Below are 22,640 nucleotides of genomic sequence, written 5' to 3'. Positions count from 1 at the left end.
TAAAACAAATGGGGGAACAATTGTGAAAATGAATGACATAGTGGCAAGTACGCCATTGCCAAATACAATCAAAACAATTACAAATGATTTAAGAAAATTAGGGTTAGAAAAAGGAATGACAGTTATTGTACATTCTTCGCTAAGTTCTATTGGCTGGGTATCAGGCGGAGCAGTTGCGGTAGTAGAGGCATTAATGAAAGTGATTACAGAAGAGGGAACCATTATTATGCCAACGCAATCTTCGGATTTATCTGATCCGAAACATTGGTCAAGACCACCTGTTCCTGAAGAATGGTGGGAAATTATTCGTGAAAACGTACCAGCATTTGAGCCACATATAACTCCAACAAGGGCAATGGGGAAGGTAGTTGAATGTTTTCGTACATATCCGAATGTAGTACGTAGCAATCATCCATTAGGAAGTTTTGCTGCATGGGGAAAACATGCAGTAGAAATAACGATGAATCAATCACTATCAATGAGTTTAGGAGAGGAGTCTCCATTAAGAAAAATATATGATTTAGACGGATACATATTATTAATTGGTGTTGGATATGACTCAAATACGTCTGTACATTTATCTGAAGTACGTTCTGGTGCATGTGAGTTAATAAAAGTAGGAGCGCCTATTATAGAAAATGGTGAAAGAGTTTGGAAAGAGTTTGTTGATATGGATTACGATTCTGATAAGTTTGTAGAAATTGGTGTAGCGTTTGAACAAAAGGGAACTGTAACAAATGGGAAAATAGGAAACGCAAAATGTCGTCTTATGAAACAACGTGATATAGTTGACTTTGGAACAGAATGGTTTCGTAAGAAAAATAAGTAAGGGATGGTTACAATGAAGGGGAAAAAGGTATTAATTACAAGTGGTGGTTGTTTAGAAAAATGGGACCAAGTGCGTGGTCATACGAATATGGCAAAAGGAACAATAGGAAGAATAATCGCCGAAGAGCTTATAAATAAAGGGGCACATGTTATATATTTACACGGTTATTTTGCGGAGAAACCGAACGATATAAATAATCAATTGGAATTACACCCATTTGAAGGAATTGTTGATTTACAAGATAAAATGAAGAGTATAATTACGCATGGAAAGGTCGATGCAGTCATTATGGCAGCGGCTGGATCAGATTGGGTTGTAGACAAAATTTGTGATCAAGATGGTAATGTTCTTAATATGAATGGAAAAATTTCTAGTGATATAGCACCAATTATTCATTTTCAAAAGGCTCCGAAAGTATTAAAACAAATAAAAGAGTGGGATCCAAAAACGGTACTCGTTGGATTTAAACTTGAAAGTGATGTAAACGAAGAGGAACTGTTTGAAAGAGCAAAAAATAGAATGAAAGAAGCTAAGGCGAGTGTAATGATCGCAAATTCACCACATTCTTTATATTCGCGCGGAGCATTGCACTACGTAATTGGACAAGACGGTAAAGAGAAGTCGTGTAATGGGAAAGATGAAACAGCGAAAGAAATTGTCAAAAGGTTAGAAGTACTATGTAATCGTGTTACCACTTTATAATTTTAAGTATTTGGATAAGAGTAAATCCGCATAGTATATAGAGAGAAGCGAAACTTTAATTTATGGGAATTTTACTTTTGCACAAACGTTAACCATTTAAGATGGATACATAGCATAATTGGTGAGGAGTGGATTCTATGGAACATTTATTAAAGCAAGCTATTAAACTAAGAAATGAAAAGAAATATGCGCAGTCCAAAGAGATACTTATAGGATTAACAAACTTTACGCGAGATGCAGAAGTGCTTTTTCAATGTGCCTGGATACATGATGTAATGGGGCTTGAAACAGAGGCTGTACCATATTATGAACAGGCAATTGCAAATGGTCTTGATGGTGAGTCACTTTGCGGAGCGTATATCGGTCTTGGCAGTACATATCGTTGTATAGGTGAGTATGACAAAGCGATTACTGTTTTAGAAACAGGTTTGCAGCAGTTCCCGGATAATGACGTGATAAAAGTATTTTTATCATTAGCAAAATATAACGTAAACAATCATGAATCCGCAATGAAATTATTACTTGAAACAGTCGTAAAAGTAGAGGAAGTAAAAGAATTTGAGCGTGCTATTTCATTTTATAAAGACCATTTAGATGAGGTTTTTAAATAAGAGGGTGAACGTATGAATGTCGCATTATCACGAAGGCGAAAAGGTATTTGGTTTGGATTAATATCTTTCATCTTATTATCAAACTATGTATTGTATGCCCTTCCAATTGTACCAGCTGCTCCGAAAGAAGTAGTACTTGGTTCTTTGCTAGATTGTATGTTTGTAATTCCGTTCATTACGTATTGCTTTATCATTCGGAAAAGATACTCATTAACGTATATATTTCCTGTCGTAATAGCTGGTTATGTATTTGCAAGATTTATTATTCCAAGTGATTATTTTCAAGCTTTTTCATACGTTTCTTATGTTATAGTGGCGGGAGAAATTGCATTTGTATGCGTAGAATTATTCCTTCTATATAAAATTGTTAAAATGCTACCTAACATAATACAAAAATATAAAGAATATAAAAGAGAGTATTTTTCATTCTCTTATGCAATTGATGCAGCGTTTGATGCGACTATAAAAAGAAATAAATTAGTAGATATCATTGTAACAGAGTGTAAGTTAATCTACTATGCATTTTTATCGTGGCGTGTAAAAGTACCAGAAGGTGAATGCGTATACTCATATCACAAAAAGACGGGTGCAATAGGTGTGTATATTATGATTATCCATGCAACCGTAATAGAAAGTATCGGTTTTCATTATTTACTTCATCAATGGAATCCAGTTGTAGCATGGATTTTACTTATTTTAAACGCGTACGCAATGTTTTATTTTTTAGCTGAAATACAAGCAATGCGAAAAAATCCAATTATTGTTGCGGAAGAAAAAATAATCATTCAAATTGGATTAGGAAAGAAAATTGTTATACCATTTACACAAATTGATAAAATTGAGTTTTATAAAGGCGAACCTTTAAAGAAAGAGAAGGAAGTTCTTGACGCAACCGTGATGGAATTTATAAAGGAACCTCCAGCATTTGAAATTACACTAAAAGAACCAGTGGAAGCACAAGTGTTATATGGATTTTCTAAAACAGTAAGTCGTGTCCACTTAAATGTTGATGAGGAACGGAAATTTTATGATATGGTTACGGAGAAGTTAAAATATGAATAATGATACTAATTTTCATCGTGCGTTTGGTGTGTATGGCATTTGTATCGAAAACAATAACATATTAGTAATTGATAAAATAAAAGGTCCATATAGAAATCGGTATGATTTACCTGGAGGTAGTTTAGAACAGGGGGAATCATTATTAGCTGGACTTCATAGAGAGATAAAAGAGGAGACTGGGTTGAAAGTTAAGGTAGTAAAATAAATAGGTACAGTTGATTTTCAATTCCCATCAAAATTTAAGAAGTACACACATGTTCATCATATCGCAGTTTTTTACGTTGTTGAAAGGTGTGAAGGTGAATTCAAAGCACCGGAACAATTCGCAAGATTCAATAGGAGCTAGATGGATTCCAATAGAAAGTATTACTGAAGATAATTCATCTCCTCTTGTATGTAGTGCTGTGGAGTTGTTAACAGAATCTAAGTTTCGTTTAGAAGTAAAGGCTTATAAATCATGGGTTATAAAATAATGATACAACTGGAGTTCCTTCTAACTTAGAAGGAGCTTTTTTGTGGGCAAGAAAATGAGATTATATTAATATTATTTTTTAAAAACAAGAAACGAATTCACTGAACGGCTTCTTAGTGGAAAAAGGGTTATAATGAAAGAACTACAACTAAAGGGGAATTTAAAAATGAGTTGCTTACGTACGTCAGGAATTGAAATTATTGAAAGGAAAATTCGCTATGATGCCTCAACTGTAGATCATGCTTGTTTATTAATAGAAACGCAGCAAGATAAAATTGTTTTGTATCATGAAGTACAGTACTCTTTTACTATGACAGCAAACGATACGAAGTTAACGATCCCGAAAGGAAGTTATACAGTTGCATATTACTGGGGAAATCGTCCATATAATTTATACGTTTGGAGAGATCAGGATGGGAGTTATCTAGGTTCTTATTTTAATCTTGTAAAGAATACATGTATAACGGATGAAGTGGTATCCTTTGAAGATTTAATTGTTGATATTATGGTACTTCCAAGCGGAGAATTTTTCATATTGGATGAGGATGAATTACCTGAGCCGTTAGAACAATTTGAAGATGGATATGTAGAAAAAGCTCTTCATACAGTATTGAATGCAATACAAGAGTTGCTTCCAAACATCATTTTAGAAACTGCTACTATTTTTAAAAATAAATAAAGTTTAATAAAACCCAGTTGACTTATCGGAAATATTTGTATAATATGTAGTTAATTCTATAACGTATAGCTGATTGGAAAAACCAAAGGCATTTCATTACAAAATGAAATGCCTTTGGTTTTTTTATTATATAAATAATGAATCTGTTCATTAAGATGAATCATTTTAAGGAGGGGAAGTAGTGACTGTTTCAATTGAAGGGGTTTCAAAATATTTTTCAAAACAAACTGGTACGGTTCAAGTATTAGAAGATATTAATTTTCAATTAGAGAAAGGGGATTTTGTCACTGTAATTGGACCGAGTGGTTGTGGGAAAAGTACGCTTTTGAAAATTGTTGCGGGATTAGACAACGAATTTGAAGGTGAAGTTATCATCGATGGAGAGAAAATCGTAAAACCGAGTAAGAAACAAGGTTTTATTTTTCAAGAACATCGCTTATTTCCGTGGTTAACAGTTGAAGAAAATATTGCTGCAGATTTGTCGTTAAAAGATAAGTACGTAAAAGATAAGGTAAAGGAATGGGTTGAAACCGTTCGATTAGATGGTTTTGAAAAATCTTATCTGAAGGAAATTTCAGGCGGGATGTCACAACGTGTTGCGATTGCGAGAGCTTTATTAAGAGATCCGAATGTATTATTACTTGATGAACCGTTCGGGGCACTTGATGCTTTTACTAGAAGTCATTTGCAAGAAGTACTGTTGAACATTTGGGAGCAGAAGAAAACGACAATGTTATTCGTCACTCATGATATAGACGAAGCGATATATCTTTCAAACCGAATTATCCTCATGAGTGCAAAGCCTGGAAAAATACATAAAGTGATTGAAAATAATTTACCTTATCCCCGTAGTAAAACTTCGGAATTATTCCAAGAAATTCGTACGAAAGTATTACAACAGTTTGAACACGGGGGACTGATTCAAACGAGTATATAGGAAAAGGGTGGATTATATATGAATAAAAAAGGAAAAGTTCTTTCTTTTGCATTAGTTATATCTTTATTTTTATTAGGATGCGAAAAAAGTACAGCAAGTAGCAAGAAAGAAGATGTAACAATTCAAATTGGTATACAGCAAGGATTAAGCCCTCTATTATTAGCACAGAAAAAAGGATGGTTTGAAGAGGAGTTTAAAAAAGAAGGAGTTAAAGTGAAATGGACAGAGTTTCAAAGCGGACCTCCTTATTTTGAAGCGATCGCATCAAATCGATTAGACTTTGGTGAAGTTGGCAACTCCCCAGTTATTTCCGCGCAAGCAGCAGGTATTGAATTTACCGAAATTGCTAATACCAGCTATGCGAGGAAAGGAACTGGAATTCTTGTACAAAAAGATAGCAAGATTACAAGTGTAAAAGATTTAAAAGGTAAAAAAATTGCCGTAGCAAAAGGGAGTAGCGCGTTTAATTTATTATATCGAGCATTAGATAAAGAAGGTATCAATGCGAAAGATGTAAATGTCATTCAACTGCAACCAGATGAAGCACAGCCGGCATTTGAATCTGGATCAGTAGATGCATGGGCCATTTGGGATCCATTCATTTCACTACATACGTTAAATAAAGGAGCAAAGGCTATTACAGATGGTGAACGATTAAATGTTTCTTCACCAGAGTTTTTAATTGCAAGAACAAAGTTTGCGAAAGAGCATCCAGAATTAGTTGAGAAGTTTCTCAAAGTTTATGAAAAAGCTCGTGTATGGCAAGAATCAAACTTAGATGAGGCGATAAAAATATATACTTCTGCAAAGAAAATAGATGTTGAAATTGTAAAAGAAGTATTTGATCACGACAAACCAATTTTAGTTCCAGTAACGAAAGAAATAATAGCGGAACAGCAAAAGACAGCGGATTTTCAATATAAACTCGGTTCTATAAAGAAAGAAATCAAGACAGATAAAGTTGTAGATAATTCTTTCGTAGAAAAAGCAGTAAAGGCGAAATGAAAAGAGGTTTTGTAAATTGGAGAATACGAAAGCTGTTATGAAAAGTGCGAGTATAACGATTGGCAAAAACAATGTAAAGAAAGTGAGAAAGACGAATGTAAAAGTGGTAGTAAGAGCGATTACTATACCGATTATCGTATTAAGTATTTGGCAGTTAGCCGGAGTGTTCGATCTAGTTTCTAAAACAGTTTTACCAACGCCATTACATATATTACTAGCTTTTCAAGAACTTATAAAAACAGGAGAGTTATTCGGTCATTTAAACATTAGTGTGTTCAGGGCTGCGGCCGGCTTCTTTATCGGCGGGAGTTTAGGCATTATTTTAGGGACGATTGTTGGGTTTTCAACGAGAAGTGAGCAATATTTAGATCCGTCTGTACAAATGTTACGAACTGTACCTCATTTAGCTGTAGCACCGCTTTTCGTATTATGGTTCGGTTTTGGAGAAACATCGAAAGTATTATTAATTGCAGACGGTGCGTTTTTTCCTTTATATGTAAACGCGTTTTTAGGAATACGGGGTGTAGATTCAAAATTATTTGATGTTGCAAGAGTGTTAGAGTTTAGTAAAAGAAAATTAATTACGAAACTAATTTTACCAGCGGCATTGCCGAATCTATTGCTTGGGGCAAGATTATCATTAGGAGTTGCATGGGTGAGTTTAGTAGTAGCAGAACTTATGGGATCTACAGAAGGCATTGGTTATATGATTATGGATGCAAGGCAATTTTCAAATACAGATATCGTATTTGTAGGCATTATTATCTTTGCATTCGTTGGAAAGTTTTCTGATTCACTCGTACGTTTACTAGAAGTGAAGTTTTTAAGATGGCGAGATAATTTTAAAGGAGAGACAGGGAATTAATATATAAATTATTAGGGGTAATTTATATAGAGTGTTTTAGTGGATTTTTCAAAACAATTAAGGGGTGTGTAATAGTATGGAATTGTTATGGTTTATTCCAGCTTATGGAGATGGTCGATATTTAGGAACGACAAAAAGAGGAAGAGCAGCTGAATATGGTTATTATAAACAAGTTGCACAGGCAGCTGATTATTTAGGATATACGGGTGTGTTACTTCCAACTGGTCAAGGTTGTGAAGATCCATGGGTATTAGCATCGGCACTTGCCGCTGAAACAGAGAAATTAAAATTTTTAGTAGCGGTTAGACCAGGACTAATGTCACCGACAGTAGCAGCGAGGATGGCATCGACATTTGATAGAATTTCAGATGGGAGGTTACTTATTAATGTAGTAGCTGGAGGAGATCCAGTCGAACTGCAGGGGGATGGATTATATCTTGAACATGATGAAAGGTATGAAGCAGCGGATGAATTTTTAAAAGTTTGGAAATCGACCTTACAAGGTGAAACGATCTCTTTAGAAGGAAAACATATTAAAGTTACAGATAGTAAAGTCGTATTCCCGCCAGTTCAAACACCGTATCCACCAATTTATTTTGGCGGATCGTCTGCGGCAGGTAAAGAAGTAGCTGCAGAACACAGTGATGTATATTTAACGTGGGGAGAGCCACCAGAGCAAGTGAAAGAGAAAATAGAAGAAGTAAGAAAACTTGCGAATGAGAAGGGGCGTACGGTACAATTCGGCATCAGATTACATGTAATTGTAAGAGAAACAGAGGAAGAGGCATGGGAAGAGGCTGAAAAGTTAATTCAATATGTAGATAATGAAACGATTGAGCTTGCTCAAAAAACATTTGCAAGATATGATTCAGTCGGTCAAAAACGAATGACACATTTAAATAAAGGTACGAGAGAGTCGTTAGAGATAAGTCCTAACTTATGGGCTGGCATCGGGCTTGTTAGAGGTGGTGCAGGTACTGCCCTTGTAGGAGATCCGCGCACAGTAGCAGAAAGAATAAAAGAATATGAAGCGTTAGGAATTGATACGTTTGTTTTATCAGGATATCCGCATTTAGAAGAAGCGTATGAGGTGGCAGAACTGTTATTTCCTTTATTGAAAGAAGAAAAGAAACAAGAAACTAAAATTGTTGGTGAAATGATAGCAGATGCATATGCATTAAAAAAATAGTGAGGATTAAACTTTCCCCTATGTTTTGCTCCATTTTGTTTACTGCCTGTTAATATGGGATAAAAAACCCGCAAGTATTTCACTCGCGGGTTTTCATCGTAAACTATTAGAAAATATGGTAAAATTAAATAGTAACTTAAGGTACGGTTGGTTGTTCAATTATCACTTCTCCAAGTAGGAGGGGGGTGATAATACGTGAGTGAAATAGCGTTGCTACTGCAGGGTGGACTGTTTCTCGTTGCATTGTTAACGTTCGTCGTCGTTTTAATAGACAAGCTCAAAAAATAACAACCCACCTATGCCAATAAAATGTGGGTTGTTTTGTTTGTAAGAAACAAATAGGATAAATGAACAATCCAATCTGCTAAGTTACGTGGACTAGTGTGTAGCCGCACACTAGTCTTTTTTATTTATATACAATTAATAATTAGTTTATGTGATTGTATTGTTCTTTTCATACTTATTATAACACAGTGTCTTTTCATCAAGAAAGGAGACCGTATGTTCTGATTTCGATTAAATAGAAGGAGTTTTTTCTTTAAATAGCCCATCCATATACTGTTTTAAAGTTTGGATATAAAATTCCTGCTTACTTACATTATTTACGCCAACAATAGGTGATGGAATTTCATATCTCTTTTCTGATAAATGAACGACAACATCAAAGATATCAAATAGACGGATGAAACAAAACAGGCCATCTTTATCACTTAATAAAATAAAGTAATGGTTTTCACTATTTGTATTTAATGTATTCCATAAAGAACTTTTACTTAAATCGCGCACAATGCTCTTTTCTTTTAATTCCATGAAATCGGCATTTGATAGAATGTTGGAAATATCAATCGCATCTGGATCTTCAAAATAGCCATCAACGGCTTGTACAGCGAATGTATAAGCCATTTTTAATACACTCATTTTATACTTACGGTTATCTAAAAGTAATTCACGTTGAATAGAGCTAGCTACTTTTGTTACACGTTCTTCTTTCCAAATTTCGTTATGTAGTGAAATATCGTGCTTTTTACATAGTTTCATAATTAATGCATTGGAATAAAGTATTTCATCACTTACTTCAACAACATCAGTCTCAGCTGCCGCAAGTTCCTCACCATGCTCATTCGTATACAGGGGAGAGTCAATTTGTTTTTTCATTTGCTCAATCTTATATTGACTTAATTTATGCCGAATTAAGGGACGATCAATATTTGTTGTCATTTGTTCATGACAAGTATCACAAATTGAGTTTGTGAAATAATATCCACATAATATTTCTGGGATGACATATTGTTCACTAAGTTCTTTCGTATTTTTTCTGCAAATGATGCATTGTGTCATTTTTATCACCTTTACCTGCAAATTTGTATGTAATCTCATTGTAGTGTATTTATTGGTATTTTGGAATATTGTAAAGGAAAATATTATGTGAAATTGTTACTTATTTTGGTACAATGAAGTGAAGTGCTAGTTTAAAGGAGGACGTTTTTTTGAAATCGAAAGTGCACTTTTGGACATTAGAAGTGCTAATGGTTGTAGCGATTATATTTATTTGCACAAAAATATCGTTTCTATTTCAACCAATTGGTATCTTCATATCAACGTTGTTTTTCCCAATCTTAATCGCGTTATTTTTATACTTCATATTTAATCCGGTGTTAGTCTTTTTAGAGGAGAAAAAAGTACCTAGAAATTTAGCGATTTTACTGTTATATCTTTTTATCATAACATTAACTGCGGTTGGCGTTGGGGTAGTTGTTCCAACGATCTCACAACAGCTAATGGATTTAGTGAAAAATATGCCAGGCTATATAAAAGAGGGAAAACTATACATACAAGATTTATCCCATCATAGATTGTTTGAATGGTTATCTACACAAAACTATGTTTCCATTGAAACAATTGAAAAAAATGCAATTGAATACTTAAAGGATATACCAAACACGATTACGTCGAGTGCAACGGCTTTATTTGGTATTATAACGAACGTCGCATTAGTAATCTTTACAGTACCGTTCATTTTATTCTATATGTTTAAAGATGGACATGCGTTTCCAGGGAAAGCAGTTAGCCTATTACCTGAGTCTTACCGTGAAGAAGGACTTCGTATCATTAAAGAAACGAACGAAACATTATCTGCATATATTCAAGGGCAAGCGCTCGTTTGTATATTTGTAGGTGCGTTTACTTTTATCGGTTATTTAATTATCGATTTACCGTACGCTTTCGTTTTAGGAATTATAGCAGCATTTACAAATATCATTCCTAACTTAGGTCCGTTTATCGGTGCAGCACCAGCTGTTATCGTAGGTCTGTTCGTATCTCCGATGCAAGCGTTGTACGTAATTATTATCGTAACAATTGTACAACAGTTTGAAAGTAACATCATTTCACCGCGTATTATGAGTTCAAAATTAAATATCCACCCGTTAACAATTATTATTTTAATTTTAGGGGTAGGTAACTTTGCGGGAATTATCGGAATGATTTTGGCAGTGCCAGTTTATGCAGTAACGAAAACAGTTGTATCGAATTTAGTAAGATTGTTTAAGACGAAACGAAGTAATCGAAAATAGTATATGTTGAGAAAGATACACCGCTTTTTTAGTGGTGTATCTTTTTGTTTGTTAATCAATGTTAAAATTGTATTGATGCAATTTTATTGTATATTTATTACATATCAAATGTAGCGGAAAATTTGTATGATATAGCCTCGGTAAAACTATGTGGAGTCCCTCTGAACTATCCAAATCATTTCCTTACAACGTGCTATCAACATCATAATCGACTCCTTTCATGTTTTATATTTTTAAAGAATTATAGGTGAGAGTAGTATTTGCTTCTACGATCTCGAATTTCGTCTATAACCTGTTTGTATTGTTGTTCTTGTTTTAATTCAGCTTCAGAATAGTTTTTTTTCTGAATCGTAATTGTTAAAAAGAAAAGGTGAAACTTCATAATACATTCCTCCTTTCGAAAGGAATTATAGATGGCTACAGTAGTGACTTTGGCGTTCTTTTACATCTTCCATAGCTTTATTAATTTGGTGATCATGTAATATCTCACTGTCGGAGAACTTAGTTTTTTGAATCGTAATTGTTAAAAAGAATACTTTAAATTTCATTACATATTGCCCCTTTATAAATTATTTAGAAAAGACGGCTGTAATAAGAAGCTTGACGCTCTTTCACTTCGTCCATAATAGATTGAATGTGTTGTTCACGTAAAATTTCGTTTTGAGAAAGTTTACGTTTTTGAATGGTAATAGTTAAAAAGAATGCTTTAAATTTCATTAGGGAATTGCTCCTTAAAAATATATTTTTAATACATATGCGTATAATATGAACTTTTAATGTCAGTCATTTTATCAGTCAGTTGTTTTATTTGTTGTTTACGATTGATCTCAGCTTCAGTTAAAGTATTTTTCTGAAGTACAGTCGTAAAAAAGAAAATATGAAAAGTCATAAATGAATTCCTCCTTTCGAAAAGGAATTACATGTGATCACAATAAAGTGCTTGGCGCTCCTTAACATCATTCATAGCTTTTTCAATTTGCTCATTATGAAACATTTCATCTTTAGAAATTTTATTTCTTTGAATCGTAATACTTAAAAACAATACGCTAATAGTCATCGAATGTTGCTCCTTTCTTAAAAAAATGATGTAAGAGGCTAAAAAATCGCACAAAAAAGCCACAGGAAGATATAGTTCTCCTATGGCAGGGCGTCAAAAAGCCACAGGAAAGTATACGACCTCCTGTGGCGAATTTATGAATTAATCGAAATAATGTACGATTTTCAACTCTCCATTAGGGTGGTCGAATTCATATTTAATTGTCCAGAAAACACAGGTGCAGTTAACGCTAAAGTTAAAGCATGTAATTGTAATTTCATCATTTCCTTCGACCTCCTTTTAGAATATTTTTCTTACGTTAGTAATTATATACAATTAATGGATAATTGTAAACAGAAAAAATGAAAATTTTTAATTTTGATTAAAATGCGTATATTTTAAAGGGTTTTGAAAAGATGTATTGTAATTAACGAAATATCGATAAAAATGGGGGATGCTAAATGAAATATATGCATCGTAATGTAGTTGTTATGCTAACAATTTTGTTATTTATTACTGCTTGTTCTAGCGGAGAAAGAATAAAAGAAATATCTGATGTGAAACCTGGTGACTTTAAGAAATATGCTGGGACATATGTTGGTAATAACTCAGATGTGGTTGCAATTGTTAATCATTTACCCGGTGGTGATACATTTCAAAGTATTAGTTTAGAGAATGAAAGTATAAAGGTGAACTATGGTGCAAAAGGAAATGGAACTCTGACAGAAGACATGGTTGAGACGTATTGGTTTGATGGTAAGGATACGATGGAGAAGAATTTTCTCTTTAACGTTATTTATCTAGCGATTTTAGTACCAAATGCGAAAAGTTACGAGTTTCAAGTAGAAAATAAAAATTTCACAATAAAAAGAGAAGAAATACTAGCAATCCTGTATGGAAAATTTGATGATTTCCCAAAAGAAAATAATATATGGGATAAAAAGAAAGTAGTAAAGTTCCTTAAAGATAAAAACGAAAAAATTACAATGCTTATGAATGATAAAGAGTTTCGGGAAGCTTTATTTGCTAAATATCCAGTGCAGCAGTTGAAATGATGGGAGGAAAAAAGGTGGGGTTAGTATACAAAATTACTTATCATCGAATGCAAGATCATTATTTACCTAAGTTAGTACAGGCAATTAGTCTCTTTAGTGAAGAAGATTTGTGGAAACAAGGGGATTCTGTGAATTCAATTGGTGGAATCGTATTGCATATTTGTGAACATATACAGAGAAATACTAGTCGTTATAAAAATCCAAATATAGTTTTTGAAAGGGGAATCGAGGAGTATTTTCCAGTGAAACGACAACGTACTGAAGTTTTGCTACAGTACGTTGAAGAAGTATTTGATGAATGGGGAAAAGCATATATACAAGCATGGGAAGAAAAAAAGTATATTGACCTTCATAGTTTATTACATTTAGTGCAGCATACAAGTTATCATTTAGGGCAAGTAGTAGATCGTACAAAGTTTATAAAGGGACAACAATTTAATTTTTGTCAAAATGGTATAAATGAAAAGAATGCGAGAACGAGAGTTGAAACTTCGAAATTTTAGAAAGAGAGTCATTCTTAAACGAATGACTCTCTTTTTTTGTAAAAGAAATTTATGGAAATATACATTTTTATGTGGTATGGTTAATTACATAAGTGATGAACCTATGAACCTAAGGTGGTGAAATTGTGAAACCTACTCTGGAGCAAAATAAATTAATATATTTGCAAATTGCAGAAACGATTGAATCTGATATTTTAAAAGACATATTACTTGAAGAAGAACAAGTACCATCAACAAATCAATTTGCGAAGATGTTACAAATAAATCCAGCTACTGCAGCTAAAGGGGTAAATGTATTAGTGGATGAAGGGATTTTATATAAAAAGAGAGGGATCGGGATGTTTGTTGCAAAGGGAGCGAAAGAAGTCGTACTTAAAAAAAGACAAAATACTTTTATGACCGAATATTTACCTAAAGTGTGGGAGGAAGCAAAAGTATTAGAAATATCGAAAGATGAATTGATGGATATGATTCAAAAAATTACGAAGGAGGGGAAAGAGGGATGATTGCACTTGAAACGAAAGATGTAACGAAAAAATATAAAAAGAAAGTAGCAGTAAATGAAGTAACGATTTCATTGGAAGAACATAAAATATATGGCTTGCTCGGTAGAAATGGTGCAGGAAAAACGACACTATTAAATTTGCTTGCTGGTCAAATTAATTCAAGTAGTGGTAGCGTATCAATATTTGGTGAACATGTTTTTGAAAATAGTAAAGCGATGCAAAATATTTGTTTTGTGAGAGTGAAAGAAGAAGCGCATTTAAGTTATAAAGTAAAAGAAATTTTTAAGATGTGCAGTATGTTTTATAAAAACTGGGATGGAAAGTATGCAGAAGAACTTGCCGATAAATTCCAACTTAATATGACAGTAAAATACCATAAACTATCACACGGCATGCAAACTGTTGTAGGAATTATTCAAGGACTAGCGAGTAGGGCGCCAATTACCATTTTTGATGAACCAACTACTGGTTTAGACGCAGCACATCGCGAGTTGTTTTATAGTTTACTACTAGAAGATTACGGTGAGTATCCAAGAACAATTATATTATCAACACATTTAGTAGAAGAAGTAACCCATGTGATTGAAGAAGTAATCATTATAAAAGAAGGAAAACTAGTTGTTCAATCATCAGTGGAAGATTTATTACAACAAGCTCATATTATTTCAGGAAAAAAAGATAAAGTAGATAAGTTTGCAATCAATAAGAAAGTAATAAATCGAGAAGTCTATGGAAATAAAGGCATTACTGTTATATGGGAAGAACTTTCTAATGAAGATTATTCCTCTCTTGAAAAAGAAGGTTTAGTAATTGATAGAATTACATTACAAAAACTATTTATTCACATAACTGGTGGTGAAGTGAAATGACAATGTTAATGAAGCAGTTGAAGTTACATATAAATTTTCATTATAAAGCAATTTTAATATTCTGGATAGTAGCTTTATTAATAAAAGGGGCTTTAAATGCTGCTCATTTAAATGGAACAAACATGGGTTATTTACCTGAAATTATAAATAACCCTTCAATAGCAATTATGTTATTTATAGTAGGGAGTGTTTTCATCATACAAGATGAGCTATTTCGTTTAGCTATTTCATTCGGTGTTACGAGAATACAATATTTTATCGGAGCAATTTGTTACATTGTACTTCAATCTGCATTATTTTCATTTCTTCAAGTTATGCTTCTGCAAGATTTAAAATATAACGTAGTAAATGTTAATTTTGGGGAGCAATCGATACAACAATTTATTTTGCAATTTTTATTTTATGTTACAACAGCATGTTTCTTTCAAGTGGTAGTAGTTTTTAAGCAACGATTTAAGTGGATTGGTCTTATGATTGGTGGAACACTTATCTTATCAACAAATAGTGTGCTTTATGGAGAGGCGGGAGTAACCAGTTTATTATTTACGAGTGATGTATCCTCAGTAGATATTCCATATTTTACTGTTATTTCAATTGGATTAACTGTGCTTTATATCATAACTAGTAGTATATTTATTCGAAAAGTATCATTCGAAAAAACGATTTAAAATAGTATTAGATTACTATAGAGAGAAGGATAGCAAATGGGAGACACATCTTCACTCATTACAGTTTTTTTATGCATTGCACTACTAATATTTTGGCGTCGTTATCAATCTATGTATAAACCTATAAAGGGAACTGGGATACGTATTTTGTGGCCATTATTATTTTTAACACCGGGTGTTTTATGGTTTTTTGGTCCCGTACATCCAGCTATATTACAAGTAGTTATAGCTGTATTAATTGGAATTCTTCTCGCCGTACCACTTATAGTTTTAACAAATTATGAACGAAGAGATAATGGGAATATTTATACGAAAAAAAGTGCAGCCTTTTTAATTACTTTTATTGCACTTGTAGTTTTAAGATATGGTTCAAGGAAATATATTGTAGATTTAGATCAACAAACAATTGGTTTATTATTTTATGTTGTTGCTGTCTCGTATATTATTCCTTGGAGAATTGCTTGTTATATAAAGTTTAGGAAAGTTTGGCGGGAAAATAATAATCATGCTTTATAAGAAAAAACTTTTCTTTTTATATGTAATTGAAATCACTTGTTGAAGTGCAAGCTACCATACAATATGATGAATATAAAAAGAGAAAGTAGGGGATATAAAAATGCGTACAATTTTACTTTTTCTAAACGGCATGTCTATTAATGAAATAGAGGACATTAGGAAAAAACATGATCCTTTATTCGGTTTAATCCCACCGCATATTACAGTTATATTCCCATTTGAAAGCTCCATTTCAAACGATGAGTTGAAATTACATATTTTAAAATTATCAAAAGGGATACAAGAGATAGAAATTGAATTTGCGAATCAAATTACAGGTGAAGGGGAATATTTATTTTTACGAGTTGAAAAGGGACAAAAACAAATAGAAGAACTACATGACTTGCTGTATACAGGAGTTTTATTGCAATTTTTGAAAGAAGATATTCCTTATATACCGCATGTAACAGTCGGGAGAAAAGAAAGTGCTGAGTTAGCTACTGAAGCAGCTAAGGATATTTATAGTTTCCCTGAAAAGTTACAATGTGTAATTGATAGAATTAGTATAGAGCGAATGGGAGAGAACGGGGAATCGGTTATTGAATTTGAAGTACCGTTGCAAAAAAGCTGACAAAAGTCAGCTTTTTTTATTCGTAGCATGAAGTAAAGCACCAATCGCACCGCTATTACCACCATCTTGTAAAAAAATAGGTGTTTTATTTTGATATTTTGTGTAGCTACGAATAATATTTTGAAGGTGTACGTTATTACATAGAGTGGAACCGATATAAATAATATGGTCAATGTTTTTTGTTTCGGCGAATTGAAGGCTTAATGCAGTAACGACTTCACCGACAAGTCCTTGTACATTAGCAAGTATGTCTGAGCTATTATATTTTGATTCTGAAATAGCGGCTTTACCAAAATTGCTAGCAGTTAAGCTATTATCAATAGGTGAGAGAATGCCACCGTAAATATCTCCAACCGTAATATCTAGATTTTTTCTAGAACCTAATTTTGTTAAAGGAATCACATCTTCAAAATGATCTATATTTGTTAATAATTTTGAAAGCCCCATAATAGTACCACCACCAACACCGGTTCCACCAGCGCGAACATATTTGTCATTATAAACATAATGAATGGAAGTACCTGTACCGATATTCGTTAAAATAAAGTTGTTTATATTATATTTTTCTTTTTTTAATATGTATCGGACACCTACAAGAGTAGCTTCAAATTCGTTTATTTCTACTATTTTATATGAGCTTGAAAGTAGTTGCTGTAATTGTTTTGCTTTGCCACCTGTAATACATATTTGTTTTATACGAGTGTTTTTCTTAAGCCAATTTATTATTTTATCTTGTTCATTTGAATAAAATTTTTGAAAAGCTAATTGTTTTCGTTCGTTCAAATAAGCAATTTTTATTAATGTTCCACCAGCATCGATACCGATAGTACTTTCCATTTTCCTGCCCCTAACCAAGTTATTTATTTACTCTGTTCATGTTAGTAAAAAGAATTTGTAGGAGATAGATCCCCTGTAGGATTACATCGTCTCTATTCTGCTTGGTATATTAATAGCTTTTCTATAGTTACAATCGGCTGATCGTTTACAGTTGCAGTACCTGTACCGAGAATAAAACCTCGACGATTACGAGTTAGCTCATAATGTAAATCTAGTTTATCACCGGGATATGCTTTTCCGTGGAATTCAACCCCATCTAATGAGGAGAGGAAGCCTAAACCTTCAGAGTTACTTGTATGTACAAATGCACTAAGTTGAGCAAGTGCCTCTACAATTAACATATGAGGCATATGTTTTTGATTATCATTTATAAACCACTCGTTATTTGAAATGAGTTTATATCCCGTAACGGACTCACCATGTTTTACATTTGTTACTTTATCAATCATTAAAAATGGAAAACGATGGGGGAGTGTGTCTTTAATATGCATATGAAAGTACCTCCAATGAACAATACCCCTGCTACAGTTAAGCAGGGGAGTTACCATTAATTTTTAACTAATTCATTTACTTTTTCAAGAGAAAAAATCCCACTATTTCTAATGTTCTCAACAACTTGTTGTAACACTTCTTTATCTTGAACGAGTGCAATACGTACAAAGCCTTCTCCATGAGGTCCAAATGCATGACCTGGTGTAACAACGACATTCGCACGATCCATTAACGCATAAGCGAAATCTATAGAAGTCCAGCCTTTCGGAATTTCGGCCCAGACGAACATACTACCAGCTGGCTTATCGATATTCCAGCCAAATGTGCGGAATCCATCAACTAAAGTGTCTCTACGTTCTTGATAAATACCGCGATTTTCCTCACAAAACGAAGCGCCATTTCTTAGTGCAGCTGATGCTGCTTTTTGAATTGGTAAAAACACTCCGTAATCTGTATTTGATTTAAATTGAGTAAGCGCGCCGACAATTTCTTCATTACCAATCATATAACCAATACGGCTACCTGCTAAACTATAACTTTTTGACAAAGAGTTGATTTCTACGCCAACTTCTTTAGCACCAGGTACAGAGAGGAAGCTAATTGGTTTATTGCCATCAAAATAAAATTCAGCATATGCAAAATCATGGACAACAATAATATTATGCTTTTTCGCGAATGCGATTACCTCTTTAAAGAAATCTTCATGAGCCATTGCTGGAACTGGATTTCCTGGGAAGTTTAAAATCATCATCTTCGCTTGATTAGCGATATCTTCGGGGATAGCTGCTAAGTTAGGTAAGAATTGATTTTCTTTCTTTAAAGGCATGTAATACGATGTTGCACCAGCCATTTGAATTCCAGTTTCATAAGCTGTATATCCTGGATCAGGAACTAATATAATATCTCCCGGATTTGCATAAACCATAGGTAAATGAATGAGTCCATCTTGTGAACCCATTAATAATAAAACTTCTTTATGGGCATTTAATTTAACGTCATGAGTGTTGTTGTAATATTCAGTTACAGCTTCGTGAAATTCTTGAATACCGCTTAATGTGTATCCGTAGCTTTCTTTTTCATTTGCTGTATGTACCATTTCTTCTCTTACGAAGTCAGCAGGTGGCATATCAGGATTCCCGATACTTAAATCAATCATTTTGTGACCTGCTGCAATTTTTTCTTTTTTATAAGCCCCTAATTCACTAAATATAGAAGATTGGAATGCTTTCATTCTAGTTGCTAACGTGTAAGTCATCAAAACCCCTCCTAAAAACAGTGTTTTCTATCTGCGTTTTTAATTATTCTGAAAACACATGGTTATATTTTATCATTTTTTTATGAAAATTAAAATGATTGACAAATTTAGAGGAGGGATTAGTCTTTTTTGAAAGGGGGGCTGTAAATAAGGATCGTTTAACTGGACTGTCTATTATATCTTTCTAGATGGTTTAGGATGTTTTATAGTTTTTATTAAGTATATCCCGCATATTTTGGATAAAAAAGAACACGAAAACGAGGCCTAATATACCAATGAGCCAATAGTATGAATTTCCTGTCGTGAATTTTTCGTAAAATAAAAATGCACTCCATAGGATTAGGATAATGGAACAGATTGTTGATACAATTAATGAACTTAAACTTCTCAAAAAAAGCACCTCACATTAAAATATTGTTATTATATAATAATACATTTGAATTTAAAGATTTAAAAGGGGAAATATTTTGAGTTAGCTTTGTAAAATAAAAATAACGCAGAAAATATTTTCTGCGTTTTAAATGAAGTGTAATCATTTCTTTTTATATGTACATAATTTTTCAACTGCATAAAAGTATACGTTTAATTTGCCATCGACAACTTCTAAAGTTTGATCTGATGTAAATGAGTTACCATAATCAATGTGATATACATTAGAATTCTTTACAAAGGAACCTTTGTATAAATCTTCTTTTTTCTTCGTTGTTTGCATTTCTACTAAGTTTTGAACAATTTTTTCTTTCTTTTCTTCTTTTACAACTGTTTCAAATTTATAAGATGCAGGGCAAAGTCCATTTTTGTTATCAACGACTTCCCAAGAACCGTATATATCATTATTGCTACAGCCACTCAGTAGAACGATGAATATTGGAATAATTAATAAAACCTTTTTCATTTTGTACTCCTTTCTTTTCATTTTCAATAAACGTGCGAATACGATACGAATATTGTAATAAATAAAGTTTAAATTTTTATAAAGAATTATTTAATTTCATATAAAAATTTAGCGGGAATTGAAGAAACATGAATCTAGTATAAAGTCAGATTCATGCCGAGTACTGTGGCCTATGTTATGTCTCTTTTGAGGAAAAATAAAGAGGAAAGTAGGATCACAATTCCATTTAAAATGTATATAATTGCAACAATGAAGGCTATCCCGCCTACGCCAAATGCAGCTTTATCGAATATAGAAGCGAATGCTACGGTAGCAAAAAAAACAATAGGAGTTATTAGTAAAAATATGAAACCTGCGATAATTCTTCTTTTAAAGTTATGTCCAGATAAGGAAATTGCTAAAAAGTTTATTATGCTAAACAGAGCTAATACAAAAATAAAGATAATAAATAACTGCATACCATCAGACATTTTCGCACCTCCAGTATATATCTTGTTAATATACTATATTCGAATACAAAAGAGGGTACTCCTTTAAATAATTTCAATAAGCGTAAGAAAAAAGGTTTTATATAATAAAGAAGCATGAATTAATCTAATAATCCATGCTTCTTTAATTATGTTATAAATTCGCAGATTGTGAAGGTTGTTTTTCATATTGTTTCTGCTTAGATAGCGATATGAAAATAATTAATAATGAAATAACACCGAAAATGAGTACCATATATTGCAGTCCAATCGTATCTAAGAAGAAACCTGTGCCAAGTAAAACGATTTGGAACATAACTCTCTCAAACATATTACGGAATGAGAAGAGGCGGCCATGATAGCTTTTTTCCACTTTCGTTTGGAAAATTGTCGACATAATAGGGAAGAAGCAACCGACACTAAAACCAAACAAACCAAATGATGTAAGAGACATCCATTTTATATCGCTAAAGAACAATGATAGGTGTGCAAAAGCGGTACAAACAGCGAAGAAATATAGTAACTTTTCAGGTTTGAAATGGTCAGATAAACGTTTAATAACGAAAGCACCTAACATAAATGCGATACCTTCAATGGTATATATAAATCCTTTAATCGTTGGATCATGTTGCATTTCACTTATGTTGATTACCATTAAATTAAATCCAGCTATAAATAATAGAGGGATAATACTTAATATAAGTGCTGTAAAAGCAATAGGAATTCCTTTTAATATACGAAATACTTCCATAAAGCTATTATCTTTTGCAGCTTGTTTACTTGGTGTTGTTGATTTCTTATCTTCGAATTGTAGGAAGAAAGTTGAGAGGAATAATAAAGCGTACGCTGCCATTGAGAAGGCGTACATATACTGTAAACTCATTACAACTAAAAGAATTCCACCTAGTGAAGTACCTGCAATACGAGCGATTGTACCTACATTCATATGTACACCGTTCATCTGTAATAACTCGTGCTCACGTACGATGAGTGGGATTACAGATTGTAATGCAGGGAAGTAAAATGCTGCTGAAATTTGAAGGGCAACCATAAATGCAATCATAAAGGCGATGCTTTCAAATTGGATAGCGAAAAACATGAAAATAACACTAATTACGCGACCGAACCCAGCATAAAGAAGAACTTTTTTCTTTTCATACTGATCAATGATGCGACCAGCCATAGGACCGACTAGAACACCTGCTAATAGACCGATAAATAATATAACGGATTTCATGAAATCCGAAGGTACATATTTTTGCATAAATTCAAGGTTGCCAAGAATACCAAGCCATAACCCTAAACCAGCAATAAACTCCCCAATTAAAACAATCCAAACATTTTTATTACGCCACATAATATAAAACCTCTCCGTCTTTTAAAATGAAAAACTCGTATATAAAACCTCCTTATTTTATGTATTATTAGTAACGAACTTTTTTAGAGTCAGAGTCTATATTACGTGTTTCATGAGTGGATTTCAATTTTTTTGATTTGTAAAAAATTTGATGTGTTAATAGATAAAACAAGTAAGTCAAAATGTAAAAAACTTATGATTAAATATTCATTGAAAGTGAGGATAAACAAAATAAAAGCATCAAGAAAATATCCCAAGTAAATGATATTTTTCTTGATGCTTTTTATACTTTAAGCAGAATATTCTTCTTTACGTACTTCGAAAAATTCATTACGACGTAAGTAATTATAAACTTTCTCGGAAACTTCTTCTTCTTCATACATTAAGAAACGATGATCAAAAGCATAGAATGATTGACCTTTAATTAATTTTACGTAGTAAATTTTACACGCCTCCTTTAGCATAATTAGAACTTACTTAATATTATGATGGTCTATATGCTTGTGAATCATACTTAGAGTTTCAAAGGATAGAAGCTACATAAATTGAAAAAGCTTACAAAAATGTAATGTTGTTGTCACGTTTGCCGATAGTTAAAAATAACCAATCTTTTTTATACTACAAATAAGCTATATAAAATAAGGGGGGAA

General features: G+C 32.9%; 31 protein-coding genes and 1 pseudogene. 19 read left to right on the top strand and 13 right to left on the bottom strand.

Translation table 11 applies throughout. The annotated features are described in order from the left end of the window. Positions 1 to 28: 28 nt before the first annotated feature. The 11 genes and pseudogenes from aacC to AAG068_RS14300 all read left to right on the top strand — a co-directional run bounded on the left by aacC (position 29) and on the right by AAG068_RS14300 (position 8,639). On the top strand, positions 29 to 829 hold the full coding sequence (gene aacC, locus AAG068_RS14350) for a BA2930 family N-acetyltransferase (RefSeq protein ID WP_342719767.1): 801 nt from the start codon (positions 29 to 31) through the stop codon (positions 827 to 829). A 12-nt stretch (positions 830 to 841) separates the two neighbouring features. Further along, on the top strand, positions 842 to 1,531 hold the full coding sequence (locus AAG068_RS14345; protein WP_342714745.1) for a phosphopantothenoylcysteine decarboxylase: 690 nt from the start codon (positions 842 to 844) through the stop codon (positions 1,529 to 1,531). 137 nt (positions 1,532 to 1,668) lie between these two features. Then, positions 1,669 to 2,142: a tetratricopeptide repeat protein gene (locus AAG068_RS14340; protein ID WP_342714744.1), complete on the top strand. Its 474-nt coding sequence runs from the start codon at positions 1,669 to 1,671 to the stop codon at positions 2,140 to 2,142. A 12-nt stretch (positions 2,143 to 2,154) separates the two neighbouring features. Next, entirely contained in the window at positions 2,155 to 3,204 is a 1,050-nt protein-coding gene (locus AAG068_RS14335; RefSeq protein WP_342714743.1) for a hypothetical protein, read from the top strand. After that, positions 3,197 to 3,677 (top strand): annotated as a pseudogene (locus AAG068_RS14330) (NUDIX hydrolase). Before AAG068_RS14335 ends, AAG068_RS14330 begins: the two are co-directional and overlap by 8 nt. 165 nt (positions 3,678 to 3,842) lie before the next feature. Further along, positions 3,843 to 4,355, top strand: a complete 513-nt coding sequence (locus AAG068_RS14325) for a DUF402 domain-containing protein (protein ID WP_342714742.1) — start codon at positions 3,843 to 3,845, stop codon at positions 4,353 to 4,355. Positions 4,356 to 4,536: 181 nt separating this feature from the next. Beyond that, positions 4,537 to 5,292: an ABC transporter ATP-binding protein gene (locus tag AAG068_RS14320; protein ID WP_342714741.1), complete on the top strand. Its 756-nt coding sequence runs from the start codon at positions 4,537 to 4,539 to the stop codon at positions 5,290 to 5,292. An 18-nt stretch (positions 5,293 to 5,310) separates the two neighbouring features. After that, the gene (locus tag AAG068_RS14315; protein ID WP_342714740.1) at positions 5,311 to 6,297 is read left to right on the top strand and encodes an aliphatic sulfonate ABC transporter substrate-binding protein; all 987 of its coding nucleotides are present in this window, start codon (positions 5,311 to 5,313) and stop codon (positions 6,295 to 6,297) included. 16 nt (positions 6,298 to 6,313) lie between these two features. Further along, on the top strand, positions 6,314 to 7,162 hold the full coding sequence (locus tag AAG068_RS14310; RefSeq protein WP_342714739.1) for an ABC transporter permease: 849 nt from the start codon (positions 6,314 to 6,316) through the stop codon (positions 7,160 to 7,162). 76 nt (positions 7,163 to 7,238) lie between these two features. Then, positions 7,239 to 8,351 carry an FMNH2-dependent alkanesulfonate monooxygenase gene (gene ssuD / locus AAG068_RS14305; protein WP_342714738.1) on the top strand — a complete coding sequence of 371 codons (1,113 nt, stop codon included), beginning with the start codon at positions 7,239 to 7,241 and terminating at the stop codon, positions 8,349 to 8,351. Between the two features lie 195 nt (positions 8,352 to 8,546). Beyond that, positions 8,547 to 8,639, top strand: coding sequence for a putative holin-like toxin (locus tag AAG068_RS14300; RefSeq protein ID WP_001289320.1), 93 nt, complete (start codon positions 8,547 to 8,549; stop codon positions 8,637 to 8,639). A 228-nt stretch (positions 8,640 to 8,867) separates the two neighbouring features. Here AAG068_RS14300 and AAG068_RS14295 read toward each other — a convergent pair whose 3' ends face one another. Further along, positions 8,868 to 9,689 (bottom strand): HNH endonuclease, encoded by an 822-nt coding sequence (locus AAG068_RS14295; protein WP_342714730.1) that lies wholly within the window; start codon positions 9,687 to 9,689, stop codon positions 8,868 to 8,870. A gap of 149 nt (positions 9,690 to 9,838) precedes the next feature. Between AAG068_RS14295 and AAG068_RS14290 the strand changes: the two genes are divergently transcribed. Further along, positions 9,839 to 10,924 carry an AI-2E family transporter gene (locus AAG068_RS14290; protein WP_000837888.1) on the top strand — a complete coding sequence of 362 codons (1,086 nt, stop codon included), beginning with the start codon at positions 9,839 to 9,841 and terminating at the stop codon, positions 10,922 to 10,924. A gap of 241 nt (positions 10,925 to 11,165) precedes the next feature. On the opposite strand, the gene AAG068_RS14285 is transcribed toward AAG068_RS14290, so the two are convergent. The 5 genes from AAG068_RS14285 to AAG068_RS14265 are packed head-to-tail and all read right to left on the bottom strand — an operon-like array spanning position 11,166 to position 11,981. Next, a complete protein-coding gene (locus tag AAG068_RS14285) occupies positions 11,166 to 11,306 on the bottom strand; it encodes a YrzI family small protein (protein ID WP_088321443.1) in 141 nt (46 codons plus the stop codon). 25 nt (positions 11,307 to 11,331) lie between these two features. Further along, positions 11,332 to 11,472, bottom strand: a complete 141-nt coding sequence (locus tag AAG068_RS14280) for a YrzI family small protein (RefSeq protein WP_000669812.1) — start codon at positions 11,470 to 11,472, stop codon at positions 11,332 to 11,334. A 25-nt stretch (positions 11,473 to 11,497) separates the two neighbouring features. Further along, on the bottom strand, positions 11,498 to 11,641 hold the full coding sequence (locus AAG068_RS14275; protein ID WP_000668972.1) for a YrzI family small protein: 144 nt from the start codon (positions 11,639 to 11,641) through the stop codon (positions 11,498 to 11,500). Between the two features lie 28 nt (positions 11,642 to 11,669). After that, on the bottom strand, positions 11,670 to 11,813 hold the full coding sequence (locus AAG068_RS14270; RefSeq protein ID WP_048525995.1) for a YrzI family small protein: 144 nt from the start codon (positions 11,811 to 11,813) through the stop codon (positions 11,670 to 11,672). Between the two features lie 27 nt (positions 11,814 to 11,840). Next, on the bottom strand, positions 11,841 to 11,981 hold the full coding sequence (locus tag AAG068_RS14265; protein ID WP_000156179.1) for a YrzI family small protein: 141 nt from the start codon (positions 11,979 to 11,981) through the stop codon (positions 11,841 to 11,843). A gap of 440 nt (positions 11,982 to 12,421) precedes the next feature. Between AAG068_RS14265 and AAG068_RS14260 the strand changes: the two genes are divergently transcribed. From AAG068_RS14260 to AAG068_RS14230, 7 genes are all read left to right on the top strand, one after another. Continuing rightward, positions 12,422 to 13,015: a DUF4825 domain-containing protein gene (locus AAG068_RS14260; protein WP_342714729.1), complete on the top strand. Its 594-nt coding sequence runs from the start codon at positions 12,422 to 12,424 to the stop codon at positions 13,013 to 13,015. Positions 13,016 to 13,029: 14 nt separating this feature from the next. Then, complete coding sequence (locus tag AAG068_RS14255) at positions 13,030 to 13,518, top strand: DinB family protein (protein WP_342714728.1); 489 nt, start codon at positions 13,030 to 13,032, stop codon at positions 13,516 to 13,518. A 125-nt stretch (positions 13,519 to 13,643) separates the two neighbouring features. Continuing rightward, entirely contained in the window at positions 13,644 to 14,024 is a 381-nt protein-coding gene (locus tag AAG068_RS14250; protein ID WP_000805194.1) for a GntR family transcriptional regulator, read from the top strand. Beyond that, entirely contained in the window at positions 14,021 to 14,893 is an 873-nt protein-coding gene (locus tag AAG068_RS14245; RefSeq protein ID WP_342714726.1) for an ABC transporter ATP-binding protein, read from the top strand. The genes AAG068_RS14250 and AAG068_RS14245 overlap by 4 nt, the downstream gene beginning before the upstream one ends. After that, on the top strand, positions 14,890 to 15,561 hold the full coding sequence (locus AAG068_RS14240; protein WP_342714725.1) for a DUF4052 family protein: 672 nt from the start codon (positions 14,890 to 14,892) through the stop codon (positions 15,559 to 15,561). Before AAG068_RS14245 ends, AAG068_RS14240 begins: the two co-directional genes overlap by 4 nt. 36 nt (positions 15,562 to 15,597) lie before the next feature. Then, positions 15,598 to 16,077, top strand: a complete 480-nt coding sequence (locus tag AAG068_RS14235) for a CcdC family protein (RefSeq protein ID WP_342714724.1) — start codon at positions 15,598 to 15,600, stop codon at positions 16,075 to 16,077. Positions 16,078 to 16,177: 100 nt separating this feature from the next. After that, positions 16,178 to 16,687: a 2'-5' RNA ligase family protein gene (locus AAG068_RS14230; protein ID WP_342714723.1), complete on the top strand. Its 510-nt coding sequence runs from the start codon at positions 16,178 to 16,180 to the stop codon at positions 16,685 to 16,687. 6 nt (positions 16,688 to 16,693) lie between these two features. Here AAG068_RS14230 and coaW read toward each other — a convergent pair whose 3' ends face one another. The 7 genes from coaW to AAG068_RS14195 form a co-directional block, all read right to left on the bottom strand. After that, complete coding sequence (coaW, locus tag AAG068_RS14225) at positions 16,694 to 17,524, bottom strand: type II pantothenate kinase (protein WP_342714722.1); 831 nt, start codon at positions 17,522 to 17,524, stop codon at positions 16,694 to 16,696. Between the two features lie 92 nt (positions 17,525 to 17,616). After that, complete coding sequence (locus AAG068_RS14220; protein ID WP_342714721.1) at positions 17,617 to 18,015, bottom strand: 3-hydroxyacyl-ACP dehydratase FabZ family protein; 399 nt, start codon at positions 18,013 to 18,015, stop codon at positions 17,617 to 17,619. A gap of 56 nt (positions 18,016 to 18,071) precedes the next feature. Continuing rightward, a complete protein-coding gene (locus tag AAG068_RS14215; protein ID WP_342714719.1) occupies positions 18,072 to 19,271 on the bottom strand; it encodes an LL-diaminopimelate aminotransferase in 1,200 nt (399 codons plus the stop codon). Between the two features lie 532 nt (positions 19,272 to 19,803). Further along, complete coding sequence (locus AAG068_RS14210; RefSeq protein WP_098076216.1) at positions 19,804 to 20,166, bottom strand: hypothetical protein; 363 nt, start codon at positions 20,164 to 20,166, stop codon at positions 19,804 to 19,806. Positions 20,167 to 20,336: 170 nt separating this feature from the next. Next, complete coding sequence (locus AAG068_RS14205) at positions 20,337 to 20,636, bottom strand: hypothetical protein (protein ID WP_342714717.1); 300 nt, start codon at positions 20,634 to 20,636, stop codon at positions 20,337 to 20,339. 151 nt (positions 20,637 to 20,787) lie between these two features. Beyond that, entirely contained in the window at positions 20,788 to 21,990 is a 1,203-nt protein-coding gene (locus AAG068_RS14200; protein WP_000269246.1) for an MFS transporter, read from the bottom strand. A 290-nt stretch (positions 21,991 to 22,280) separates the two neighbouring features. After that, positions 22,281 to 22,433, bottom strand: a complete 153-nt coding sequence (locus AAG068_RS14195) for a YqbF domain-containing protein (protein ID WP_074610053.1) — start codon at positions 22,431 to 22,433, stop codon at positions 22,281 to 22,283. Positions 22,434 to 22,640 lie beyond the last annotated feature (207 nt).

This window comes from Bacillus paramycoides, assembly GCF_038971285.1.
Taxonomy (GTDB): Bacteria; Bacillota; Bacilli; order Bacillales; family Bacillaceae_G; genus Bacillus_A.
This window is presented reverse-complemented; position numbering and strand designations above follow the sequence as displayed.

What these genes read in the sequence shown, in the direction of transcription:
- AAG068_RS14265 (WP_000156179.1), bottom strand. Translation starts at nt 11,981, where the DNA reads ATGACTATTAGCGTATTGTTTTTAAGTATTACGATTCAAAGAAATAAA.
- AAG068_RS14280 (WP_000669812.1), bottom strand. Translation starts at nt 11,472, where the DNA reads ATGAAATTTAAAGTATTCTTTTTAACAATTACGATTCAAAAAACTAAG.
- AAG068_RS14315 (WP_342714740.1), top strand. Translation starts at nt 5,311, where the DNA reads ATGAATAAAAAAGGAAAAGTTCTTTCTTTTGCATTAGTTATATCTTTA.
- AAG068_RS14240 (WP_342714725.1), top strand. Translation starts at nt 14,890, where the DNA reads ATGACAATGTTAATGAAGCAGTTGAAGTTACATATAAATTTTCATTAT.
- AAG068_RS14245 (WP_342714726.1), top strand. Translation starts at nt 14,021, where the DNA reads ATGATTGCACTTGAAACGAAAGATGTAACGAAAAAATATAAAAAGAAA.
- AAG068_RS14325 (WP_342714742.1), top strand. Translation starts at nt 3,843, where the DNA reads ATGAGTTGCTTACGTACGTCAGGAATTGAAATTATTGAAAGGAAAATT.
- AAG068_RS14235 (WP_342714724.1), top strand. Translation starts at nt 15,598, where the DNA reads ATGGGAGACACATCTTCACTCATTACAGTTTTTTTATGCATTGCACTA.
- AAG068_RS14205 (WP_342714717.1), bottom strand. Translation starts at nt 20,636, where the DNA reads ATGTCTGATGGTATGCAGTTATTTATTATCTTTATTTTTGTATTAGCT.
- AAG068_RS14210 (WP_098076216.1), bottom strand. Translation starts at nt 20,166, where the DNA reads ATGAAAAAGGTTTTATTAATTATTCCAATATTCATCGTTCTACTGAGT.
- AAG068_RS14215 (WP_342714719.1), bottom strand. Translation starts at nt 19,271, where the DNA reads ATGACTTACACGTTAGCAACTAGAATGAAAGCATTCCAATCTTCTATA.
- AAG068_RS14260 (WP_342714729.1), top strand. Translation starts at nt 12,422, where the DNA reads ATGAAATATATGCATCGTAATGTAGTTGTTATGCTAACAATTTTGTTA.
- coaW (WP_342714722.1), bottom strand. Translation starts at nt 17,524, where the DNA reads ATGGAAAGTACTATCGGTATCGATGCTGGTGGAACATTAATAAAAATT.
- ssuD (WP_342714738.1), top strand. Translation starts at nt 7,239, where the DNA reads ATGGAATTGTTATGGTTTATTCCAGCTTATGGAGATGGTCGATATTTA.
- AAG068_RS14275 (WP_000668972.1), bottom strand. Translation starts at nt 11,641, where the DNA reads ATGAAATTTAAAGCATTCTTTTTAACTATTACCATTCAAAAACGTAAA.
- AAG068_RS14200 (WP_000269246.1), bottom strand. Translation starts at nt 21,990, where the DNA reads ATGTGGCGTAATAAAAATGTTTGGATTGTTTTAATTGGGGAGTTTATT.
- AAG068_RS14345 (WP_342714745.1), top strand. Translation starts at nt 842, where the DNA reads ATGAAGGGGAAAAAGGTATTAATTACAAGTGGTGGTTGTTTAGAAAAA.
- AAG068_RS14230 (WP_342714723.1), top strand. Translation starts at nt 16,178, where the DNA reads ATGCGTACAATTTTACTTTTTCTAAACGGCATGTCTATTAATGAAATA.
- aacC (WP_342719767.1), top strand. Translation starts at nt 29, where the DNA reads ATGAATGACATAGTGGCAAGTACGCCATTGCCAAATACAATCAAAACA.
- AAG068_RS14295 (WP_342714730.1), bottom strand. Translation starts at nt 9,689, where the DNA reads ATGACACAATGCATCATTTGCAGAAAAAATACGAAAGAACTTAGTGAA.
- AAG068_RS14335 (WP_342714743.1), top strand. Translation starts at nt 2,155, where the DNA reads ATGAATGTCGCATTATCACGAAGGCGAAAAGGTATTTGGTTTGGATTA.
- AAG068_RS14220 (WP_342714721.1), bottom strand. Translation starts at nt 18,015, where the DNA reads ATGCATATTAAAGACACACTCCCCCATCGTTTTCCATTTTTAATGATT.
- AAG068_RS14270 (WP_048525995.1), bottom strand. Translation starts at nt 11,813, where the DNA reads ATGACTTTTCATATTTTCTTTTTTACGACTGTACTTCAGAAAAATACT.
- AAG068_RS14340 (WP_342714744.1), top strand. Translation starts at nt 1,669, where the DNA reads ATGGAACATTTATTAAAGCAAGCTATTAAACTAAGAAATGAAAAGAAA.
- AAG068_RS14285 (WP_088321443.1), bottom strand. Translation starts at nt 11,306, where the DNA reads ATGAAGTTTCACCTTTTCTTTTTAACAATTACGATTCAGAAAAAAAAC.